This window comes from Mucilaginibacter dorajii (genome assembly GCF_024808255.1).
In the GTDB taxonomy this organism is placed as follows: Bacteria; Bacteroidota; Bacteroidia; order Sphingobacteriales; family Sphingobacteriaceae; genus Mucilaginibacter; species Mucilaginibacter dorajii.
Genome location: NZ_JANTYS010000026.1, coordinates 25,141 through 45,177, shown reverse-complemented (window position 1 = coordinate 45,177; position 20,037 = coordinate 25,141). Strand labels below are relative to the sequence as shown.

Here is a 20,037-nt window from a genome sequence, read left to right as displayed (position 1 = left end):
ATGTTTTGTCATTATTCTGCGTTATTATTATACGGTATATATACAGTAAAATGTTTGGCTCATTTTACTATCCAGAACGACGTATACCGTATTTATCAAGATATACGTAAATAAAATAGCGCATGGTTGTAAGAAAGTTTTTAATGAACAGAATGAACAGATATGTTTATTATGAACGGTATTTAATCATGGCGAAATAAGTGAATAAGATGTATTAATAATATTTCTTGATGCAAGTGTATTTTTAGGCTGTGTAATAATTGCACCTACCTTAAATACATTTGCATGAGAACTTCTACTCTCTTTAGCAGGTACATAAAAATTTTATGTCTGCTATTATTTTCTTCAAGTAAAATATTTGGTCAGCATCATTTTGCAACTACGCAGGTAAGCAGCACGCCCGGTTTACTTTGTGCCGCGTGCGTTGTAACCAACCCCGGCAACGCGGTTGACGGAAATCTGCAAACGTCATCTACCTTAAATTTAACGCTTGGTGTATTAGCACAAACCTACCAGGAGCTGATATTTCCCGGATCGGCAAAGGTTGCCGCCGGTACACCTGTAACCATAAAACTGGGTACAGGCGATAACCTGGTTGATTTAACTTTGCTTGGCGCAGTTACCATACAGGCTTATAACGGAGGCTCGGCTATTGGTAGCCCGGTTACTTTGGCTACTTTACTTACCGCGGTAAGCAATAACAATCAATACGAGGTTATCATAACCCCCGGCCAGGTTTATGACAGGGTTAGGGTTACACTTAATGGCGGGCTTTTAAGCGCCTTAAGCAGTATATATGTATATGATGCCTATTATAACGATAACAGCGTTGCCTCATGTAGTGCCGCTTTTGATGAACTGCACGGTATTTCGGCAGGGCTTTTAAATTTAGGAGTAGATATAGGCGGTGTTGCAAACCCGCAAAACGCTATCGATGGTAATATCAATACCGCATCAACCTTAAATGCGGGTGTAAATGTATTGGGGGCTTATGCACAACAGACCATCATCTTTAATCAAACCTCGGTTTTAGGCGATTCTGTAAGATTAACATTAGCAGTACCTACAAGTTTATTAAATGCTGATGTATTGTCGAGTATATCTTTATTAACCTTTAATGGCAATACCAGTAATAACGATGCCGTATTTTTAAATAGCAACCTGCTGCACGTACAGTTGCTTGGTATATTAAGTATTGGCTCAAACCTTAGTAAAGTTGTTGTAACCTACGCGCCCGCCAAATTATTTGACAGGGTACAGCTAAGACTTGGGAGTTTAGTAGCCAACGTATTATCCACCTTAAATTTATACGAGGCAGAAAAGCTTATCCCTCGTCCGATTGTAAAAATTGGCACTGTTGTAACCAACAGCGCTTCCGTTTGTGCGGGCAGTACCGTAACCTTTAGTGTAACCCCGGTAACAAACACCACATTTGCATGGTATACCACCGCGACAGGCGGTTCGCCAATTGCCGGTGCGGGGGCCACCTTTACAACACCTGCATTAAGTACAACCACAACTTATTATGTAGGCGCAAGCCGTATAGGCTGTACTAATGAGTCTGAACGGGCACCTGTGGTGGTTACCGTTAGCCAGATTCCTGCCGCCCCGGTTATAGCCAATGCTACAGCAACGGTATGTCCGGGTTCAACAGCTACTTTTAGTGCTGCGGCAGTTACAGGGGTAACCGTAAGCTGGTATGCCGCCCCAACCGGCGGTCCCCCACTATTTACCGGCAACAGCTATACAACTGCTGCTTTAACTACTACAACCGATCTTTATGCCGAGGCTGTGGCAGGTGGTACCTGCGTTAGCCCGACAAGGACAAAAGTTACAGCAACGGTTAGTCCGCTGCCTGCAGCACCGACTATTACCACACCAACAGTAACTATCTGCGATGGCGATGTAGCTATTTTATCCATAGCCAGCCCGGTTGCCGGCCAAACTTATAACTGGTACAGTGCTTCCAGTGGTGGCACCATATTAGCTACCGGCGTAAACTTTACCACACCTGCCTTACATGCCAACACAAATTATTATGCCGAAGCAGTTAACGTAACTGGTTGTATTAGCGCAAGCAGGGCACTGGCCACCGTAACCGTAAGCCCTAAACCGGCCAACCCGGTTTTAAGTGCTAATAATTCAACGGTGGTAGCCGGTCAAAGCGCCACTATTTCTGTTACCAATAGCCAGGCGGGTAATACCTATAACTGGTATACCTCCGCCGCAGCTGCTACCCCGGTATTTACAGGTAATCCTTATATCACACCATTATTATATAGCACTACCACCTATTATGTAGCGGCTGTAAACGCCGCTGGTTGCCAATCTGCTGCCAGGACAGCCATCACCATTAACGTTACCATCAACAATAACGCGCCTTGTACGTTTGCTAATCAGCAAACCAATGATGTAAACGGTGTTTGCGTGCTATGCGGTATTACCAATCCATTGCTGGCGACCGATGCTGATACAACAACGGCGTCAACTTTAACCGTAACTGCCGGTTTATTGGGCGGCTATAGTGAACAAACAATTCAGTTCCAGCAGGCAGGTTTTGCAAAAGATACCATCAAACTGGTATTACAAAGCCCCGTTGGTTTGGCCGATGTTGGCGTGCTGAGCGCTATCCAGGTATCGTTGTTAAACGGCGCTACCGTGGCTAATACTTATACATTGGATAATAACCTGATCACGGTAAGATTGTTAAGCGGTACTAACCGTTATGTTGTTTTAATCCCGGCGACTGCGGCTTACGACAGACTACAGATCAGGCTTAGCTCCGGCATCGCTAATTTGTTGACTTCGTTACAGGTATATTACGCTGTACAGCAATATCCAAAGCCAATATTTAACCCCGCATCAACAGAAGTTTGTAAGGGCAGCCCGGCTACCGTAGCCATCACTTCGCCGTCACCTGCAAACGGTACGTTTAACTGGTATGCTACACCAACAAGTGGCGCATCATTACATACCGGCACCACTTACACCACACCTGCCTTAAATGCCAATACCACTTATTATGTAGAATATAGCCGTGGCACCTGCGTAAGCCCAACCCGTTACGCGGTTGCGGTTACGGTTGATGATCCGCCGGCAAAACCGGTGGTTACACCAACCAGTGCAACTATCAACAGTGGGCAAACAACTACATTTAAAGCTACAGCTGCCACCAATGCCACCATTAATTGGTATACACAAGCAACCGGCGGTACAGTGGTGTTTACAGGCAGCACTTTCACCACACCTGTATTAAATGCCAATACAACCTATTACGCCGAAGCGGTTTTGGGCAACTGCGTATCGCCGGATAGAACCGTGGTAACGGTAACCGTGATTCCGGTAGTGATTCCGAATGTGACCGTAACGCCGCCAACCCAAGCTGTAAACGCGGGTACATCGGCCACTTTAACTGCGTCATCAACAACACCTGGTACTATATTTAACTGGTATACTACGCCAACAGGGGGTACAAGTATATTTACCGGGGCAACATTTACTTCTCCGGCGATATTCAGCAACACTACTTATTATGCCGAGGCTGTTGTTACCGCAACTGGTACAAAATCAGCAACCAGGGCATCAGGCAGCGTTACGGTGAATGCTATCAGCAATAATCCGGTACCTTGCGATGCGGCCATCGCCCAAACCAATACCACCAGCGGCTTGCTGTGTGTACTTTGCGGTATCGGCAATGCAGGCGGTGCTATTGACGCCAACAGCAATACCTTCTCGCAATTAAGTACCCCGGTAGGTTTATTGGGCGGCTATTCACAACAGACACTTCAATTTGCTAATGTGGCTCATGTTGGCGACAGCGTGATTGTTGACCTTGGGATTCCCGGAAGCCTGGCCAGTGTAGGTGTGCTATCGCAAATTAGTCTGGCTACTTATAATGGCGCTACTTATAATAACGATAGATTTAGTGTGAATGGCGGATTACTGAGTATCCGTTTATTGAGTGGCACAAGTCTTTTCCGTGTAGCCTTTAAAGCCACTGCCGATTTTGACAGGGTAGAGATCAGGTTAAACTCTGGCGTAGCCGGCGTTTTAAACGCTTTAAATATTTATGATGCCGCGCAGGAAGTTGCAGCGCCGGTGATCAGTGCAAATGCTGTAGCTACCTGCGCCGGAACACAAACTACACTAACAGCAACGGTACCAAATTACGTTACTGTAAAATGGTATACTACAGCAACAGGTGGCACACCAGTATTCACCGGTACTACATTTAATACACCAGTTTTAAATGCTACTACAACTTATTACGCGGAGGCCAGCAGAACATCTGATGGTTGTACCCAGGGCACCCGCACACCGGTAACTGTTACTGTAACTACAACGCCGGCAGCTCCGGTGGTTGCCAACGCTAACGCAACTGTGTGCCCGGGTTCAACAGCTACTTTCAATGCAACTGCAGTTGCGGGTGTTACGGTAAGCTGGTATGCTACCCCAACCGGTGGTACCCCGATATTTACCGGAAACAACTATACAACAGCCGCATTAACTAATACTACCAGCCTTTATGCTGAGGCTGTAGCAGGCGGAAGCTGCGTAAGTGCGACAAGGACTAAAGTAACCGCAACGGTTAGCCCGTTGCCTGCAACACCAACAATAGCTATCCCAACCACAACCATTTGCGATGGAGATGTAGCCATATTATCAATAGCTAACCCGGTTGCCGGTCAAACGTATAACTGGTACAGCACCTCAACAGGTGGTACTGTACTATCTACCGGTGTAAACTTTACTACGCCTGCTTTACACGCTAATACAAATTATTATGCCGAAGCGGTGAACATAACCGGTTGCACCAGCGCAAGCAGGGCGCAGGCTACTGTAACCGTAAGCCCTAAACCCGCTAACCCGGTTTTAGCTGCTAATAATTTGACAATAGCTGCAGGCCAAAACGCAACTATTTCGGTAACCAATGCACAAACAGGCATTACCTACAACTGGTATACTTCGGCAGCAGCAGCCACCCCGGTGTTTACGGGTACTCCTTATACTACACCTTTGTTATACAGTAGCACTACCTATTACGTAGCGGCGGTGAACGCGGCAGGTTGCCAATCGGCAGCCAGGACACCTATCACTATTAATGTTACCATCAATAACAACGCGCCATGCTCATTTGCTAACCAACAAACTAATGATGTAAATGGTGTGTGTGTATTATGTGGTATCACCAATCCTGTATTGGCAACAGATGCAGATACAACTACCGCATCAACTTTAACTGTAACTGCAGGGTTATTGGGTGGCTATAGCGAACAAACGGTGCAGTTTCAACAGGCGGGTTTTGCCGGCGATACCATCAGGCTGGTATTACAAAGTCCGGTTGGTTTGGCCGATGTGGGCGTACTGAGTGCCATCCAGGTATCGCTGTTAAATGGTGCTACCGTTGGCAGCACGCTAACGCTGGATAATAACCTGATCACTGTAAGGTTGCTAAGCGGCACCAATCGTTACGTAGTGCTGATCCCTGCAACTGCGGCGTATGACAGGCTACGGATCAGGCTTAACTCTGGTATCGCTAATTTGCTTACCTCATTGCAGGTTTACTATGCATTACAGCAATATCCAAAACCGGTATTTAACCCGGCATCAACCGAGGTATGTAAAGGCAGCCCTGCAGTAGTTTCTATTACTGCACCATCACCTGCAAACGGAGCATTTAACTGGTATGCTACCCCAACAGGAGGCGCGTCATTACATACCGGTACTACGTATACTACACCAAATTTAAATGCAAATACCACTTATTATGTAGAGTATAGCCGCGGTACCTGCGTAAGCCCAACACGTTACGCGGTAGTTGTTACAGTTGATGATCCACCGGCTAAGCCAACGGTAATCCCTCCCAGCGCCAGCATCAACACAGGGCAAACAGCTACCTTTAAAGCTACGGCAGCAACCAACGCCATCATTAAATGGTATACACAGCCAACAGGCGGAACTGCTGTATTTACAGGCAGTACTTTTACCACACCGGCTTTATCGGCCAATACAACCTATTACGCCGAATCTGTTTTAGGTAATTGTGTATCGCCAGACAGGACCGTTGTACCAGTAACCGTTACGCCACTGGTAATACCAGACGTAGCAGTTGCACCGCCAACACAAGCTATAAACGCGGGTACATCGGCCACATTAACTGCATCATCAACAACTCCCGGTACTATATTTAACTGGTACACCACAGCAACAGGCGGTACCAGCATTTATACCGGTGCTACCTTTACATCGCCGCCATTATTTGCGGCAACTACTTATTATGCCGAGGCGGTTGTTAGCGCCACAGGCTCAAAATCGGCCACCAGGGCATCTGGCAGTGTAACCATCAATGCCATCAGCAATAACCCTGTACCTTGCGACGCCGCCATCGATCAAACCAATACTACCAGTGGTTTACTTTGCGTGCTTTGCGGTATCAATAATGCAACAGGTTCTGTTGATGCCAACAGTAACACCTTCGCGCAATTGAGCGCCCCGGTAGGTTTATTAGGTGGGTACTCACAACAAACCTTACGCTTTGCCAACACAGGCAGGGCAGGCGACACCGTAGTGGTTGATCTTGGTATCCCAGGAGCGTTGGCCAGTGTGGGTGTGCTATCGCAGATTAGCCTGGCTACTTATAATGGAGCCACTTATAATAATGATCGTTTTGCATTGAATGGCTCATTAATAAGCATACAACTGCTGAGCGGAACAAGCCGTTTTAGGGTGACATTTAAAGCCGCTGCAGATTTTGACCGGGTTGAGGTTCGCCTAAACTCTGGTGTTGCAGGTGTTTTGAACGCCCTGAATATTTATGACGCCGCACAGGAAGTAGCGGCACCGGTAATTACCGCCAACGCAGTAACTGCATGCGCCGGAACACAAACTACGCTGACTGCTACTGTCCCAAGCTACGTTACCGTAAAATGGTATACTACAGCAACCGGCGGCAATCCTGTATTTACCGGGGCAACATTTAATACACCGGTTTTAAATGCTACTACTACTTATTATGCAGAAGCCAGCAGAACAGCAGACGGCTGTACCCAGGTTACCCGCACACCGGTAACCGTTACCGTAACACCTACACCAGCGGCTCCGGTGGTTGCAACAGCCAATGTTACCATATGTTCAGGCTCGCCGGCTACCTTTGCGGCAACGCCTGTAAATGGGGTTACCTTTAACTGGTATACAGCCGCAACCGGTGGTACATTAGTACATACCGGTAATAGCTATACCACCGGGGCATTAAGCCAAACCACATCTTACTTTGTGGAGGCCGCAGGTGCGGGTTCATGCACAAGTTCGACCCGTACCCAGGTAACTGCCAACGTTACCGCTACGCCATTGGTACCGCAGGTTGCGCAGGCTACTGTACAAACCTGTTCAGGTTCATCGGCTGTATTATCGGCCTCATCTACCCAGCCAGGCGTAACCTTTAACTGGTATACTGCTGCTACAGGAGGCACGCCAATATTTACCGGGGCACAATACACCACCCCAAATCTTACTGCCAATACATCTTATTATGTAGAGGCAGCCGCAGGCAGTTGTGTTAGCTCGACCAGGGCAAAAACAGATGTTGTGGTTAACCCAACTCCTGTCGCACCAGCTTTAACAGTAACACCAGCCAATGCCCAGATCTCGTCTGGCCAAACAGCTGTAATTAAAGCTACATCAACCACAGCAGGCGCTACCTTTAACTGGTATACCGCGGCAAGTGGTGGTTCGCCAATATTTACCGGTGCTGCCTTTACTACGCCGGCGCTTACTTCAAACATGACTTATTATGTTGAAAGTACGCTTGCAGCCACAGGCTGTACCAGCCCAACACGTACGCCGGTTACCATTACTGTAAATCCAATTTTCTCAACTTCATGCGATTTTGCATCGACACAAAACTTTACTGCCACCGGTATATGCGTGGGCTGTACTGTTAGCACGCCTAACAACGCTGTTGATATTGATACAACTAATGCCAGTCAGCTTCAATTAACTGTTGGTTTATTGGGGGCCAATGTTAGTCAGCAATTGATATTTGGCGATACCGGTAATGCCGGCGATAGCGTAACTGTTAAGTTAGGATTACCTGTAAGCCTGCTTACCGCAGGGGTGCTTGATGGTATTCAGATAGCATCATACAATGGCGCTACCTATAATAACGACCGTATCACCTTAAGCAGTAACTTACTGCACATCCGCCTGTTGGCAGGGTCACAAACCGCAATCATTAGGTTTGCACCTAAAGGGACTTACGACAGGGTTGAAGTAACTTTGTTGGGCGGGGTGTTATCGGCCTTAAATTCGGCCAGCATTTATTATGCAACCAAACAGGTTGACGCACCAAAACTGGCTGCATCAACCGATAATATTTGCCAGGGAAGCACAGCCACTTTCACGGTGAGCAATGCCCGCGCCAGTGTAACTTATAAATGGTACACCGCGGCTGTGGGTGGTTCATTAGTGCATACCGGAGCTACGTTTACTACCGGGGCATTGGCCGCAACTACAACTTATTATGTAGAAAGCAGCCGCACAGCCAATGGTTGCGTTAACCCCAACCGGGTAGCCGCCACAGCTAATGTGACACCGTCACCTGTTAATCCTGTACTGGCAAGTAATAATGTAGAGATCTGCGCAGGCGATAATGCCACTTTAACTGTAACCAATGCCGGTACCGCGACAGTTAAATGGTATGACGCGGCTACAAATGGAACGCTGTTATTTACAGGTGCTACCTATACGGTAAACCCTGTTACTACCCAAACTTACTACGCAGAAATAAGCAACGGTACCTGTACCAGCCCGGCCCGTACCCTGGGTACTGTAAAGGTTAATGCAAGGCCATCAAAACCCGGTGTTGTTGCTGCCGATGTACAGGTTTGTGCTAACAGCACAGCGGTGCTGGCCGTGTTAACACCAGAAGCAGGCGTTACCTATAGCTGGTATACCGCTGTAACAGGTGGAACAGCCGCGGGTACAGGCGCTACTTTTACTACGCCTGCCATTAGCCAGAATATTACTTACTATGTTGAGGCATCAAATACTACAACAGGCTGTATCAATAACGGAGGTCGCACACCGGTAAATATCACCGTAAGCGGTACATTAACCGCACCAATACTAAGTGCCGCTACAACCCAGGTTTGTAGCGGTGGCAGTGTAACCGTTAGTGTGAATAATCCTGTTGCGGGCCTGGTTTATAACTGGTATACCGCTGCTACCGGCGGCACACCAATATTTACCGGAACTACATTTACTGCCAATAATTTGCTGGCCAACATTAGCTATTTTGTTGAAGCTGCAAATAGCAGTGGTTGTGTGAGCAGCACACGCGCAAAAACTGATATCACCGTTCTGCCAATACCAACGCCGCCACAGGTTACCGCGCCAGCGGGTGGTTTAAGCGCTTGCGATGGCTCAACCATTACCATCAGCATAACCAATCCACAAGCCGACCAGGTTTACCGTTGGTACAATTTTGCAACGGGAGGTACACTGTTATTTACCGGTACACAATTTACAACGCCTGCAATTACCGCTACAACAACTTACTACGTTGAGGCAGCAAGTGCAGGCAACTGTAACCCATCGGCCCGTACACCTGTTAAGGTTACTTTAAACCCGTTACCAGCAGATCCTACAGTTACAGCATCAACAGTGCCTGTATGCGCGGGTGCAAGCGCTACCTTATCTGTGGCATCACCACAGGCAGGTATTACCTACACCTGGTATGATTCGCCTGCTATGACCACTGTGTTATTTACCGGCAGCACTTATATTACCGGGCCGATATCAACCAGTACTAACTTCTATGTATCGACAGCAAATACTTCGGGCTGTAACAGCAGTAACCTGGCACAGGTGAGGGTAAATATCATACCACCACCATCGGCACCTGTTGTTGCGGGTGGTGCACCTGTACAAACCTGTGTAGGTTCAAAAGCTACCTTAAGTATTGATAATCCAACAGCAGGCTTTACCTACAACTGGTATTCAGCAGCTACAGGTGGCACACCAATATTTACCGGTACAAGCTTTACCACTGCTAATTTATCGGCAGATATTTCATACTATGCAGATGCAGTAAACAGCACCGGTTGTAGTTCATCAAGCCGCACTCAGGTTGATGTGCATGTAAACGCGTTACCTGTTGCTCCGGTAGTAACAGCGCAGGGCGGTTCGGCAACACCATCAGTTTGTTCTGGTAACTCAGCCACGCTTACTGCTACAAGTGTTACGCAAGGCGTTACCTTTAACTGGTATACCGTTGCCCAGGGTGGCACACCGGTATTTACAGGGGCAACGTATGTTACACCTCCAATATCGGCCACAACTACTTATTATGTAGAGGCTGTGACTACGGCGGGTGGTTGCGCATCATCAACCCGTACTGCGGTGCAGATTACCATTAATAATACTACCGCGCCAACACCAACAGTTGATGCCGCTGGCTTAAGCGTTTGCCAAAATAGTGTGGCTACCATCAGCATAACAAATCCTGTGGCCGGCACTACGTATAATTTCTATACAGTGGCAACAGGTGGCAATTCTGTTTATACCGGTACAAGCTTTGTAACGCCTGCCATCACCCAAAACACAACTTACTACGTTGAGGCAACCGACGGGCAAAATTGCAAACCATCGGCAAGGCTGGCTGTAAATGTTACAATAGTACCACAGCCAGGTACACCTGTGCCAACAGCAGCAACCGTGGCTGTTTGTAAAGGCAGTACGGCTACACTTTCGGTATCATCGCCACAGGCTGCATTAACTTATAACTGGTATTCATCGGCAGCAAAAACAACCAAACTATTCACCGGGGCTACTTATGTAACAGGGCCAATTAATGCGAATACTACCTTTTATGTAGAGGCTGCAAATGGCTCGTGCAGTAGTTCGTCGCTGGCCACGGTGCAGGTAAATGTTAACAGCGCGCCTGGTGCACCTGTGTTGGTCAACAACGCCGTTACTGATTGCCAGGGCTCGCGAGCTACCTTGAGTATATCCAATCCGCAAGCCGGCTTTACATATAGCTGGTATGCCAATGCAGCAGGAGGCACACCGCTGTTTACCGGTACCGATTTTGTGACACCTGCTTTATCTGTTTCTGCTACTTACTATGCCGAAGCTATTAATAGCACAGGTTGCTCTTCGCCAACACGTACCAGTGCAACGGTAACAGTAACAACAGCGCCAAACGCGCCACAGGTAAACGTGCCCAATGTTGCTATCTGCCCGGGAACAACGGCTACTTTATCGGCAACAAGTTCGGCTAATACTACTATTAACTGGTATGCCAATGCAACAGGCGGTACCGCGTTAGCTACAGGTGCAAGCTTCATTACGCCGAGCCTTAGTAACAACATAACATACTACGCCGAGGCTGTAAACAACACAGGAGGCTGTGCATCGGCAACACGTACATCGGTAACTGTAACCATTATTCCTGCATTAACCGCGCCGGTTGTAAGTGCAAGTAATACCAGTACAAGTGTTATAACCTTTACGTGGGGCGCGGTGCCCGGTGCTACCGGTTATGAAGTAAGCCTTGATAATGGTGCAACCTTTATAGCGCCAAGTTCTGGCAGTGCCGGTACAACACATGAAGTAAGCGGTTTAAGCGCCAATCAAACTGTAACCATCATTGTGCGGGCAACCGGGCCATGCGGTTTGGGTGCTAACTCGGCTGTTGTTACCGCTACTACCAACAATCCATTCGGTAACGGAATTTTTGTACCAAATGTGTTTACGCCGAACGGAGATGGTAATAATGATTTACTGCAGGTGTTTGGTAATACCATTCAAAGTTTAACCTTATCTATTTACGATCAATGGGGCGAACTGCAGTTCCGCACCACCAATAAATCGGCCGGATGGGATGGCACTTATAAAGGGCATGCCCAGCCTGTTGGGGTATATGTTTACTACCTAACCGGCTTAACAACCGATGGGCAGCCAATAAAAATGAAGGGAACTGTAACACTGTTAAGATAAAAGCATCATGTGCCCCAATATGTTGGGGCACATGATCAACCATCAACATAAATAAACCTTTACTATGAAAAAACTACTCATGATCATGATGGCTGCGGCGCTTCAATTGGGGCTCATCAGCCGCTTACAGGCCCAGATTGACCCGCACTTTTCTCAGTACTATGCTTATCCCATATATCTTAACCCTGCTTTAACAGGAGTTATCAATGGCGATTTACGGGTTAATGCCAACTTTAAAAACCAATACGCAACTATTAATAACGCCTACCAAACCGAAGGTCTTTCGTTAGACTATCGCCCTACCGACAAAGTAGGCGTAGGCTTTAACGTGTTGAACCAGGCAGCGGGCGACGTGGGCTACAATTATTTTGCGGCTTACGGTACTTTTGGATATGCCATTGCAGTATCAAATGACGGTTATAAAAAAATAAGTTTTGGTATTAACGCTGGTGTTATTAACCGCAGCTTTGATCCATCCAAGGCCCAGTTTGGTAGCCAGTATAACCCCAACAGCGGTTTTGACCCCACTTTACCAAGCAACGAGAACTTTTTAAATACGAATGCCACGATCTTTGACGCGGGCGCGGGTGTCTTTTATTATGACGGTGATCCACTGCATAATGCCAACTTATTCGGGGGAGTAAGTGTAGGACACCTGGCCCGCTCCAAAGATCCATTCGCGGTTGATGGCAGCCAAAGCAAGTTGCCATTACGTTACACCGTGCATGGCGGGGTGCGGATAAAAGCATCTGAACTTTTTGATGTGATACCACACGCCATTTACATGCGCCAGCAAAAAGCCCAGGAAAAAGCAATTGGCGCGTATGCCGAGCTAAAAATGCAGGATGACAAAGGGTTGATTTTTGGCGGCATGTACCGCTTTCAGGATGCGGCAATTGCAAATATCGGGTATCATGTAAATAGCATGATCATTGGTGCAAGTTATGATTTCAATACATCGTCATTAAGCAAGGCAACATCAAGCCAGGGCGGTTTAGAATTGTCTATCAGCTACGTTTTCCGCAAACGGATCCAGGAACCAGAGCCTGTTTGTCCAAGGTTATAAATCTACCAATCCATGAAGAAGATATTTTTTACCATACTCCTGCTCGTATCCATTGTTACTGTAGAAGCCCAGTATAAGGCTAATCCGCGCGCGTTTGGCGACAAAGCTTTTAATAACAAAGATTACTATGAGGCGGCCTTTTATTACAAACAGGCTGCCGAAGGTTTAAGCCTCATTAAAAAGCAGGCTATCCCATATCACGCTACCGGCAAGGTCGATAAAAGCGCGAAATCAACAGATAGGGCATATATCTGCTATCAGCTGGCCGACTCATACCGCTTATATGAAAACTACCTGGAGGCCGAGGGTTGGTATTACAACGTAATTAACGAGAATTATGAAGCGCAATATCCGCTGGCCAGGCTTTGGTATGGCGTGTGCATGCGGGCCAACCAGCACTTTGATGAGGCTATTACCCAGCTTGAACAATTTAATCAAACGTTTACCGGCGAAGAAAAATATAAGCTGATGGCGCAACGGGAGATCAAAAACTGCCGCTTTGCAAAAGAGCAGTACCAGTATCCATTGTTGATAGAGGTGAAGAAGATGGATGGTGTTTATTATTCAGACGGATCGGATTATGCGCTGATACAGCGGGATGGAAACCAGTATTTTACTTCATCGCGGTTTCTTAAAAACGAAAGAAAACACCTGAACAGGGTATATTTAGTTACAAAGGATAAGCCTACAGAACCTGTGGCTATCAGTTTTAAAAACGACGACGGCAAGAGCGACCTGGAATATGGTACCCCGGCCATTAGCGCTGATGGACAACGCCTGTACTTTACCCGCTGGTATAAAGACGGCAGCAAAGTTTTACACGGCATTTATTACAGTCAGCTTGCCAATGGCGAATGGGGCACCCCTAAAAAAATGGGGACTAATATAAATGCCGATGGTTTTAACTCCATACAGCCATTTATTACTGCCGATGGCAAGCGTTTGTATTTTACATCAAACAAACCCGGCGGCCAGGGTGGCGATGATATTTGGATGAGCGATTTAGACGATAGCGGCGATGCCGTTAACTCTACCAACCTTGGCAGTACCATTAACACCCCGATGGATGAGCAGGCACCATACTATGATATGACTAATAAGCGGCTCATTTATAGTTCGAAAGGCTTTATTGGTTTGGGTGGATTTGACTTTTTTGATAGTTGGGATGATAACGGTAGCTGGAGCGAGCCGAAAAACCTGGGTTATCCTATGAACTCGGCCAAAGATGATCTGTATTACCTGCCGGATCATGACGATAGCAACAAATTCTACATCAGCAGCGACCGCGAATCTGATTGCTGTTTGAACCTGTTCGAGATAAAAGATAAAAGGCATATCCTGAGTGGCCTTGTGATAGATTGCGATACACACAAGCCGCTGCCCGGTGTTAAAGTGAGCTTTATTGATTCGTTAACCAGGCAGGTTATCAAAAGCATCGTGACAGACAATACCGCACGTTACGCTTTTGCGGTAACCACCAAACGGCCGTACCAGATCAACCTTGAAAAACAAGGTTATTTTAGCAAGGTATTGCCTGTGCCTGCCAACGACCAAATGAGTGGCGATACCCTAAACAACCCTGATATATGCCTGCAGGCCTTTGTGGTTGATAAGCCCATTGTGATCAAAAACGTGCTTTACGATTTTAACAAGGCAACCTTACGGCCCGAATCAAAAATAGTGCTGAATGAACTGGTAACCATATTGAAGGACAATCCTAAAATAAAAGTTGAGCTGAGCGCGCACACAGATTCAATAGGATCTGATAAATACAACCTGAGGCTATCACAGGCCCGTGCGCAGGCATGCGTGGATTATATTATAGCCAGTGGTATTGAGGAGAGCAGGATTTACGCTAAAGGGTATGGCAAACGCCAGCCTATAGCGCCAAACTCATTACCAAACGGCAAGGATAACCCCGAAGGCCGCCAGCTAAACAGACGTACAGAATTTAAAGTATTAAAAATAGAATAAAAAAGAATCAAGAATTAAGAGTAAGGAATCAAGAAAAAGAATGACGGATAGGTTTTAAAGAATCAGGTAAATGGTATAAAGAGTTAGCTACCGGCATAATTTTTTGTCTTAACTCTTGATTCTTGCCTCTTGATTCTCAATTCCCAAGTCTTGCCTCTTTTTACAAACCATTAATCCCTCAAACAATGACAGCAACTGTTAACAATTTTCATCCTTTGCCGTTGGGGTACTTTACCCTGATGATGTTACTGGCTTTAGGTACGGCAACATATGGTGTAGTAAAACTACGAAGCGTGGCTATAGACAATCGGTCGGCTATAGATCAATCGGATAAGCTGGTCATTGGTTTTTTTAATGTGGTCATCAGTCTTGTGGCTATATGTACTATGATATATATCGCCGCATGAAAATGAATAATCAAATTTTAAACAATCCCCTAAACACAACAAAACATGATCCACGAAGGAGTTTCACAAAGCAGGCCGCTTCTTAAAACCAAGGGTTTTTCGACACTGCATTTAGAGATATTTGAGTATATATTGCTTGGCAAAACCAACCGCGAAATAAACAGGATGCTGGGTTATACGCAACGTTCGCACGCGGTGGTTGATCACTCACGCAAAGTAATGTACAAATTGCTGGCCATGGAAGATTTGCATCGCGCCGATTTTACTGAACGGGTGGCGTATCCACGTAAATTTCAGTTTTGGTGGATGAAGCTGCTTGTGAAACATAAAGATGCATTAGTTTTTAAAGCCATAGCGGCAAAATTTTACGAATAGGTATGGATTTGGATAATAAGTAAAAGCCAGGCAAGTTTGATTGTACTGGCTTTTTTGTTTTAGTTTTTTACGGCTTAAACCATCAGCATGACTAATTCGTCATATTGGCGATATAGTTGTTAAAATATAAAACCTTATCCAAATTTAAATGTACTTTCCTGCAACCTATTTATGATGATATTCCAAAGCTTGTTAACCGGCACCGATATGCCGGAACTTATTAAAAACGAAACTGTTGCAGATATATTTAGAAATGCCGCTGCCCAACATCAAAATAAAATCGCCCTTGTTTTTGGCAATAAACACATTAGTTATGCCCAATTAAATCAATGGAGCGATCATATCGCTTACTTTATAGCCAGCCAGGGAATTGGCCGTGGCCACTCCATCGGCGTATGGCAATCCCGCGGACTGGAATTGCACGCTGTTATTCTTGGCATTGTAAAATCCGGTGCGGCCTATGTACCGCTTGACCGCGAAATGCCCGAAGAGCGGTTGCAGATAGTTTTACAGGAGGTAGGTGCCTCGGCTTGTTTTAGTGATGGAGCGCCCAATCTGCCCATTCCCATATTTACGGTGCCACCGTTGCAGCAAAGCTATGAGGATTTTACCTTGCCGGCTGGTCCAACAACTAATGACAGGGCTTATGTGCTATACACATCTGGCAGTACAGGTAAGCCGAAGGGTATCCCGATACTGCACCGCAATATTTGTCATTTGATCCGCTCAGAACAAAGCGTCATCAGTATTAGGCCCGATGATAAGGTTTACCAGGGGTTCTCGGTATCATTTGATATGTGGTGCGAGGAAACTTATATCAGTTACCTGGCCGGTGCTACCATTTGGGTGGCCGATGCCACAACGGCAAAATCTATTGACGAACTGAGTGAAACATTAAGGCAGCAAAAGATCACCATTTTACACGCTGTACCAAGTTTGCTGGCTGTAATTGATGATGATATCCCTTTGTTACGCCTGGTTAATGCCGGTGGCGAGGCTTGTACAACCGCTGTTTTAAACCGCTGGAGCAAGCCCGGAAAGAATGTTTTTTATAACAGTTATGGTCCTACCGAAACAACAGTTACATCTACCATGGTGGCCCTTAAACCCGGTGATAAAATAACCATTGGCGGGCCGCTGCCCAATTATAACCTGGCCGTTATTGATCCTCAATTTAACCTGTTACCGGTTGGGCAACAGGGCGAACTGATTATTTCTGGTCCGGGGTTATGTGAGGGCTACGTTAACCGCCCCGAGCTTACAGCCGAAAAGTTTTTGACAAAGCCGGCATCGTTAGTTAATTTACCCGGCGACCGCATTTACCTGAGCGGTGATGCCGTTATAATGCAGGCCGATGGAAGCATTGATTTTCATGGCCGTTTGGACGACCAGGTAAAACTGCGCGGCTATCGTATAGAACTGGGTGAAATAGAAGCCCGCTTAAACCAGTTAGAAGAAGTAGCCACCGCTGCTGTCGCCCTAAAAAAAGACGCCACAGGCCAGGATCAGATGGTGGGATATGTTACCTTGAAAAGCGGTTACGCGTTAGAAGAACATCACGCACGTACAAAGCTGGCAGAAGTGTTGCCGCCTTATATGGTACCGCTGGTTATTGTGGTACTTGACAAATTGCCCCGCCTTTCAAGCGGTAAAATAGACCGGAAAGGTTTACCCGTACCCGAGGCTTTATTACAAGTTAAAGCGCAGGAAGAAGTGAAAATTAATGCTTCGGATCCGTTGGCTGTAAAAGTAATGGCCGGGCTAAACCATATTTTCCCCGGTAGGGAAATCACACCCGATGTTGATTTTTTTACTGACCTTGGCGGACACTCTTTACTGGCTGCAAGCTTTTCATCGTGGCTCAGACAAGAGGCAGGCGTGCAACATGCATCGCTTAAAGACATTTACACCAACCGCCCCATAAAAAAACTCATTAATACCTGGGAAATTGCCGAAAAAGCAAACGAGCAAAAAGCCCATATTAAAAAAGAGCCTTTCCATCCCGTATCATCACTCCGGTATTGGTTATGCGGTATTGCGCAGGGCTTCTCTTTATTGGTTATTTACGGCTTGTTTGCCATTCAAATCATTATTCCTTACCTGGGCTACTATTATGTGGTGGCGGGTACAGAATCCGGGCGGGATAATCGTACCATCGCTTTAATTACCGCTTTGTTTTTGTATTGTCTTGTGCCGCCCTTTTTATCTATGATAGGTATTGCTGCTAAATGGCTGCTGCTGGGTAAGGTAAAAGAGGGTGAGCATCCGCTTTGGGGATTTTATTATTTTAAATACTGGCTGGTTGATAACCTGTTGAAGCTATCGCCGGCGCAATTCATGAACGGAACCCCCATTTATCCTTTGTACCTGCGGTTGCTGGGTATGAGCATAGCTAAAGACGCGCAAATAAGTTCAATAACGGTAGGGGCTTATGACCTGGTGGAAATTGGCAGCGACGCCAGCCTTAGTTCGGGCGTGGTGCTGGATAATGTAACGGTAGAGAATGGCCTGATCAAATTCACAAGCATAAAAATTGGTGCCCATGCTTATATTGGCAGTAATGCCGTAATATCTGGCGGTGGCAGTATGGAAGACTGGACTGAACTGCAAGATCTGAGTCACCTGCAAGGTGGTAAAACCATTAAAGCTTATGAAGTTTGGAAAGGCAGCCCGGCAGAAAAATCGCATGATGCAAAACCCGAAGAGCTGCCTCAGCCTTTCCAGGCCAAATTTTTGAAGATCAAAACTTATGGGATTCTATATTCCTTGTTGCTCATTATTTTTCCGGTGGTGGTTTTGCTGCCGCTATTGCCCGTAATAGAGATCCTGAACTATATGGACTTGAACGCGCCTGATTATAATTTCAGCTATTTTATACATATCCCCTTACTTACGCTACTGTACATTGTGATATACGCCTTTGAAACGGTATTGTTATCAAGGCTGTTATTGTGGGGTATTAAGCCCGGTACGTACCCGGTATTTAGCAGTACCTATGTGCGTAAATGGCTGTCAGATCAAATGATCTCTGTTGCGCTTATTGTATTACACCCGGTTTATGCCACTGTATTTGTTTCCTTTTTCTTCAGGATGTTAGGGGCTAAAATTGGTAAAAATACCGAGATCTCAACAGCCAGCAACGTAACCCACACCATGCTTACCATAGGTAACGAATCATTTATTGCAGATGCCGTAACGTTGGGCGAGGAGGATATCCGTGCGCAAAGGCTCATTTTAAATAACACTACTATTGGTAATAGTAGTTTTGTGGGTAATAGCGCTTTGATTCCGCAAGGGTATACCCTGGGCGATAATATGCTGATTGGGGTATTATCTGTTCCACCCACAATAGAGCAACAGGCTGATAACCCGCTGGGCGATTGGTTTGGCTCGCCGGCTATAGCGCTCCCACACAGGCAAAGTAGCGGAGAATACCCGGCATCACTTACAACCACACCTTCATGGGGCCGTAAAATTGCCCGTGGTACCATTGAAACCATCCGGATTATTTTACCGGAAACCGTCATCATTTGCTGCAGTGTGCTGTTGATTGCCTATTTTCATGATCTGCTAATAGACCGCACAGCCATACAGATCCTGCAACAGATGCCCAAACTACCATTTTATTACCTGTATTATATGGGCATGCCTGCGCTGCTGGTAACCGTGATCATGAAGTGGGTTTTTGTAGGTAAATATAAGGTAGAGCAAAAACCAATGTGGACACATAAGGTTTGGCGCAGCGAAGCCATTACCAGTACTTATGAAGCCCTCGCAGTTCCGTTTTTCCTGGAGTTTTTAAAAGGGACGCCGTTTTTGCCCATGTTTTTACGTTTATTCGGCGTTAAAATTGGTAAACGGGTATGGCTTAATACCACCGATATTACCGAACACGATATGGTTACCATTGGCGATGATGCGGCATTGAATGAAGACTGCGGTCCGCAAACGCATTTGTTTGAAGATAGAGTGATGAAAGTGGGCACCGTAACCATAGGCGCGCGTACCAGTATTGGTACCCGCAGCATTATTTTATACGATACCGAAATTGGCGACGACGTGAAACTGGAGCCGCTATCACTCATTATGAAAGGCGAGCAGCTTGCTCCCGGAACCGAGTGGACAGGCAGCCCGATAAGGCCTTTGCAATAGCCTGCAACCCCCTGTCAGCCAGCCTGTCGAAGGATCTATTCTGCGCCATGCCTATTCGCTCTGCAA

6 protein-coding genes are annotated in these 20,037 nt (G+C 46.3%); all 6 read left to right on the top strand.

Going from position 1 to position 20,037, the window contains the following annotated elements:
* The first annotated feature begins 285 nt into the window (after nucleotides 1-285).
* Nucleotides 286-11,997, top strand: a complete 11,712-nt coding sequence (locus FHS10_RS24840) for a T9SS type B sorting domain-containing protein (protein ID WP_259096345.1) — start codon at nucleotides 286-288, stop codon at nucleotides 11,995-11,997.
* A gap of 64 nt (nucleotides 11,998-12,061) precedes the next feature.
* Nucleotides 12,062-13,063: a PorP/SprF family type IX secretion system membrane protein gene (locus FHS10_RS24835; RefSeq protein WP_259096342.1), complete on the top strand. Its 1,002-nt coding sequence runs from the start codon at nucleotides 12,062-12,064 to the stop codon at nucleotides 13,061-13,063.
* A gap of 12 nt (nucleotides 13,064-13,075) precedes the next feature.
* A complete protein-coding gene (locus FHS10_RS24830) occupies nucleotides 13,076-15,037 on the top strand; it encodes an OmpA family protein (protein WP_259096340.1) in 1,962 nt (653 codons plus the stop codon).
* A gap of 185 nt (nucleotides 15,038-15,222) precedes the next feature.
* Entirely contained in the window at nucleotides 15,223-15,444 is a 222-nt protein-coding gene (locus tag FHS10_RS24825; RefSeq protein WP_259096338.1) for a hypothetical protein, read from the top strand.
* A gap of 45 nt (nucleotides 15,445-15,489) precedes the next feature.
* On the top strand, nucleotides 15,490-15,819 hold the full coding sequence (locus FHS10_RS24820) for a hypothetical protein (RefSeq protein ID WP_259096335.1): 330 nt from the start codon (nucleotides 15,490-15,492) through the stop codon (nucleotides 15,817-15,819).
* A 171-nt stretch (nucleotides 15,820-15,990) separates the two neighbouring features.
* Nucleotides 15,991-19,971: a Pls/PosA family non-ribosomal peptide synthetase gene (locus tag FHS10_RS24815; RefSeq protein WP_259096332.1), complete on the top strand. Its 3,981-nt coding sequence runs from the start codon at nucleotides 15,991-15,993 to the stop codon at nucleotides 19,969-19,971.
* The last annotated feature ends 66 nt before the right edge of the window (nucleotides 19,972-20,037 follow it).

Bases quoted from the DNA above. Each gene is read 5' to 3' on its own strand.
- FHS10_RS24815 (WP_259096332.1), top strand. From the start codon at position 15,991: ATGATGATATTCCAAAGCTTGTTAACCGGCACCGATATGCCGGAACTT.
- FHS10_RS24820 (WP_259096335.1), top strand. From the start codon at position 15,490: ATGATCCACGAAGGAGTTTCACAAAGCAGGCCGCTTCTTAAAACCAAG.
- FHS10_RS24825 (WP_259096338.1), top strand. From the start codon at position 15,223: ATGACAGCAACTGTTAACAATTTTCATCCTTTGCCGTTGGGGTACTTT.
- FHS10_RS24830 (WP_259096340.1), top strand. From the start codon at position 13,076: ATGAAGAAGATATTTTTTACCATACTCCTGCTCGTATCCATTGTTACT.
- FHS10_RS24835 (WP_259096342.1), top strand. From the start codon at position 12,062: ATGAAAAAACTACTCATGATCATGATGGCTGCGGCGCTTCAATTGGGG.
- FHS10_RS24840 (WP_259096345.1), top strand. From the start codon at position 286: ATGAGAACTTCTACTCTCTTTAGCAGGTACATAAAAATTTTATGTCTG.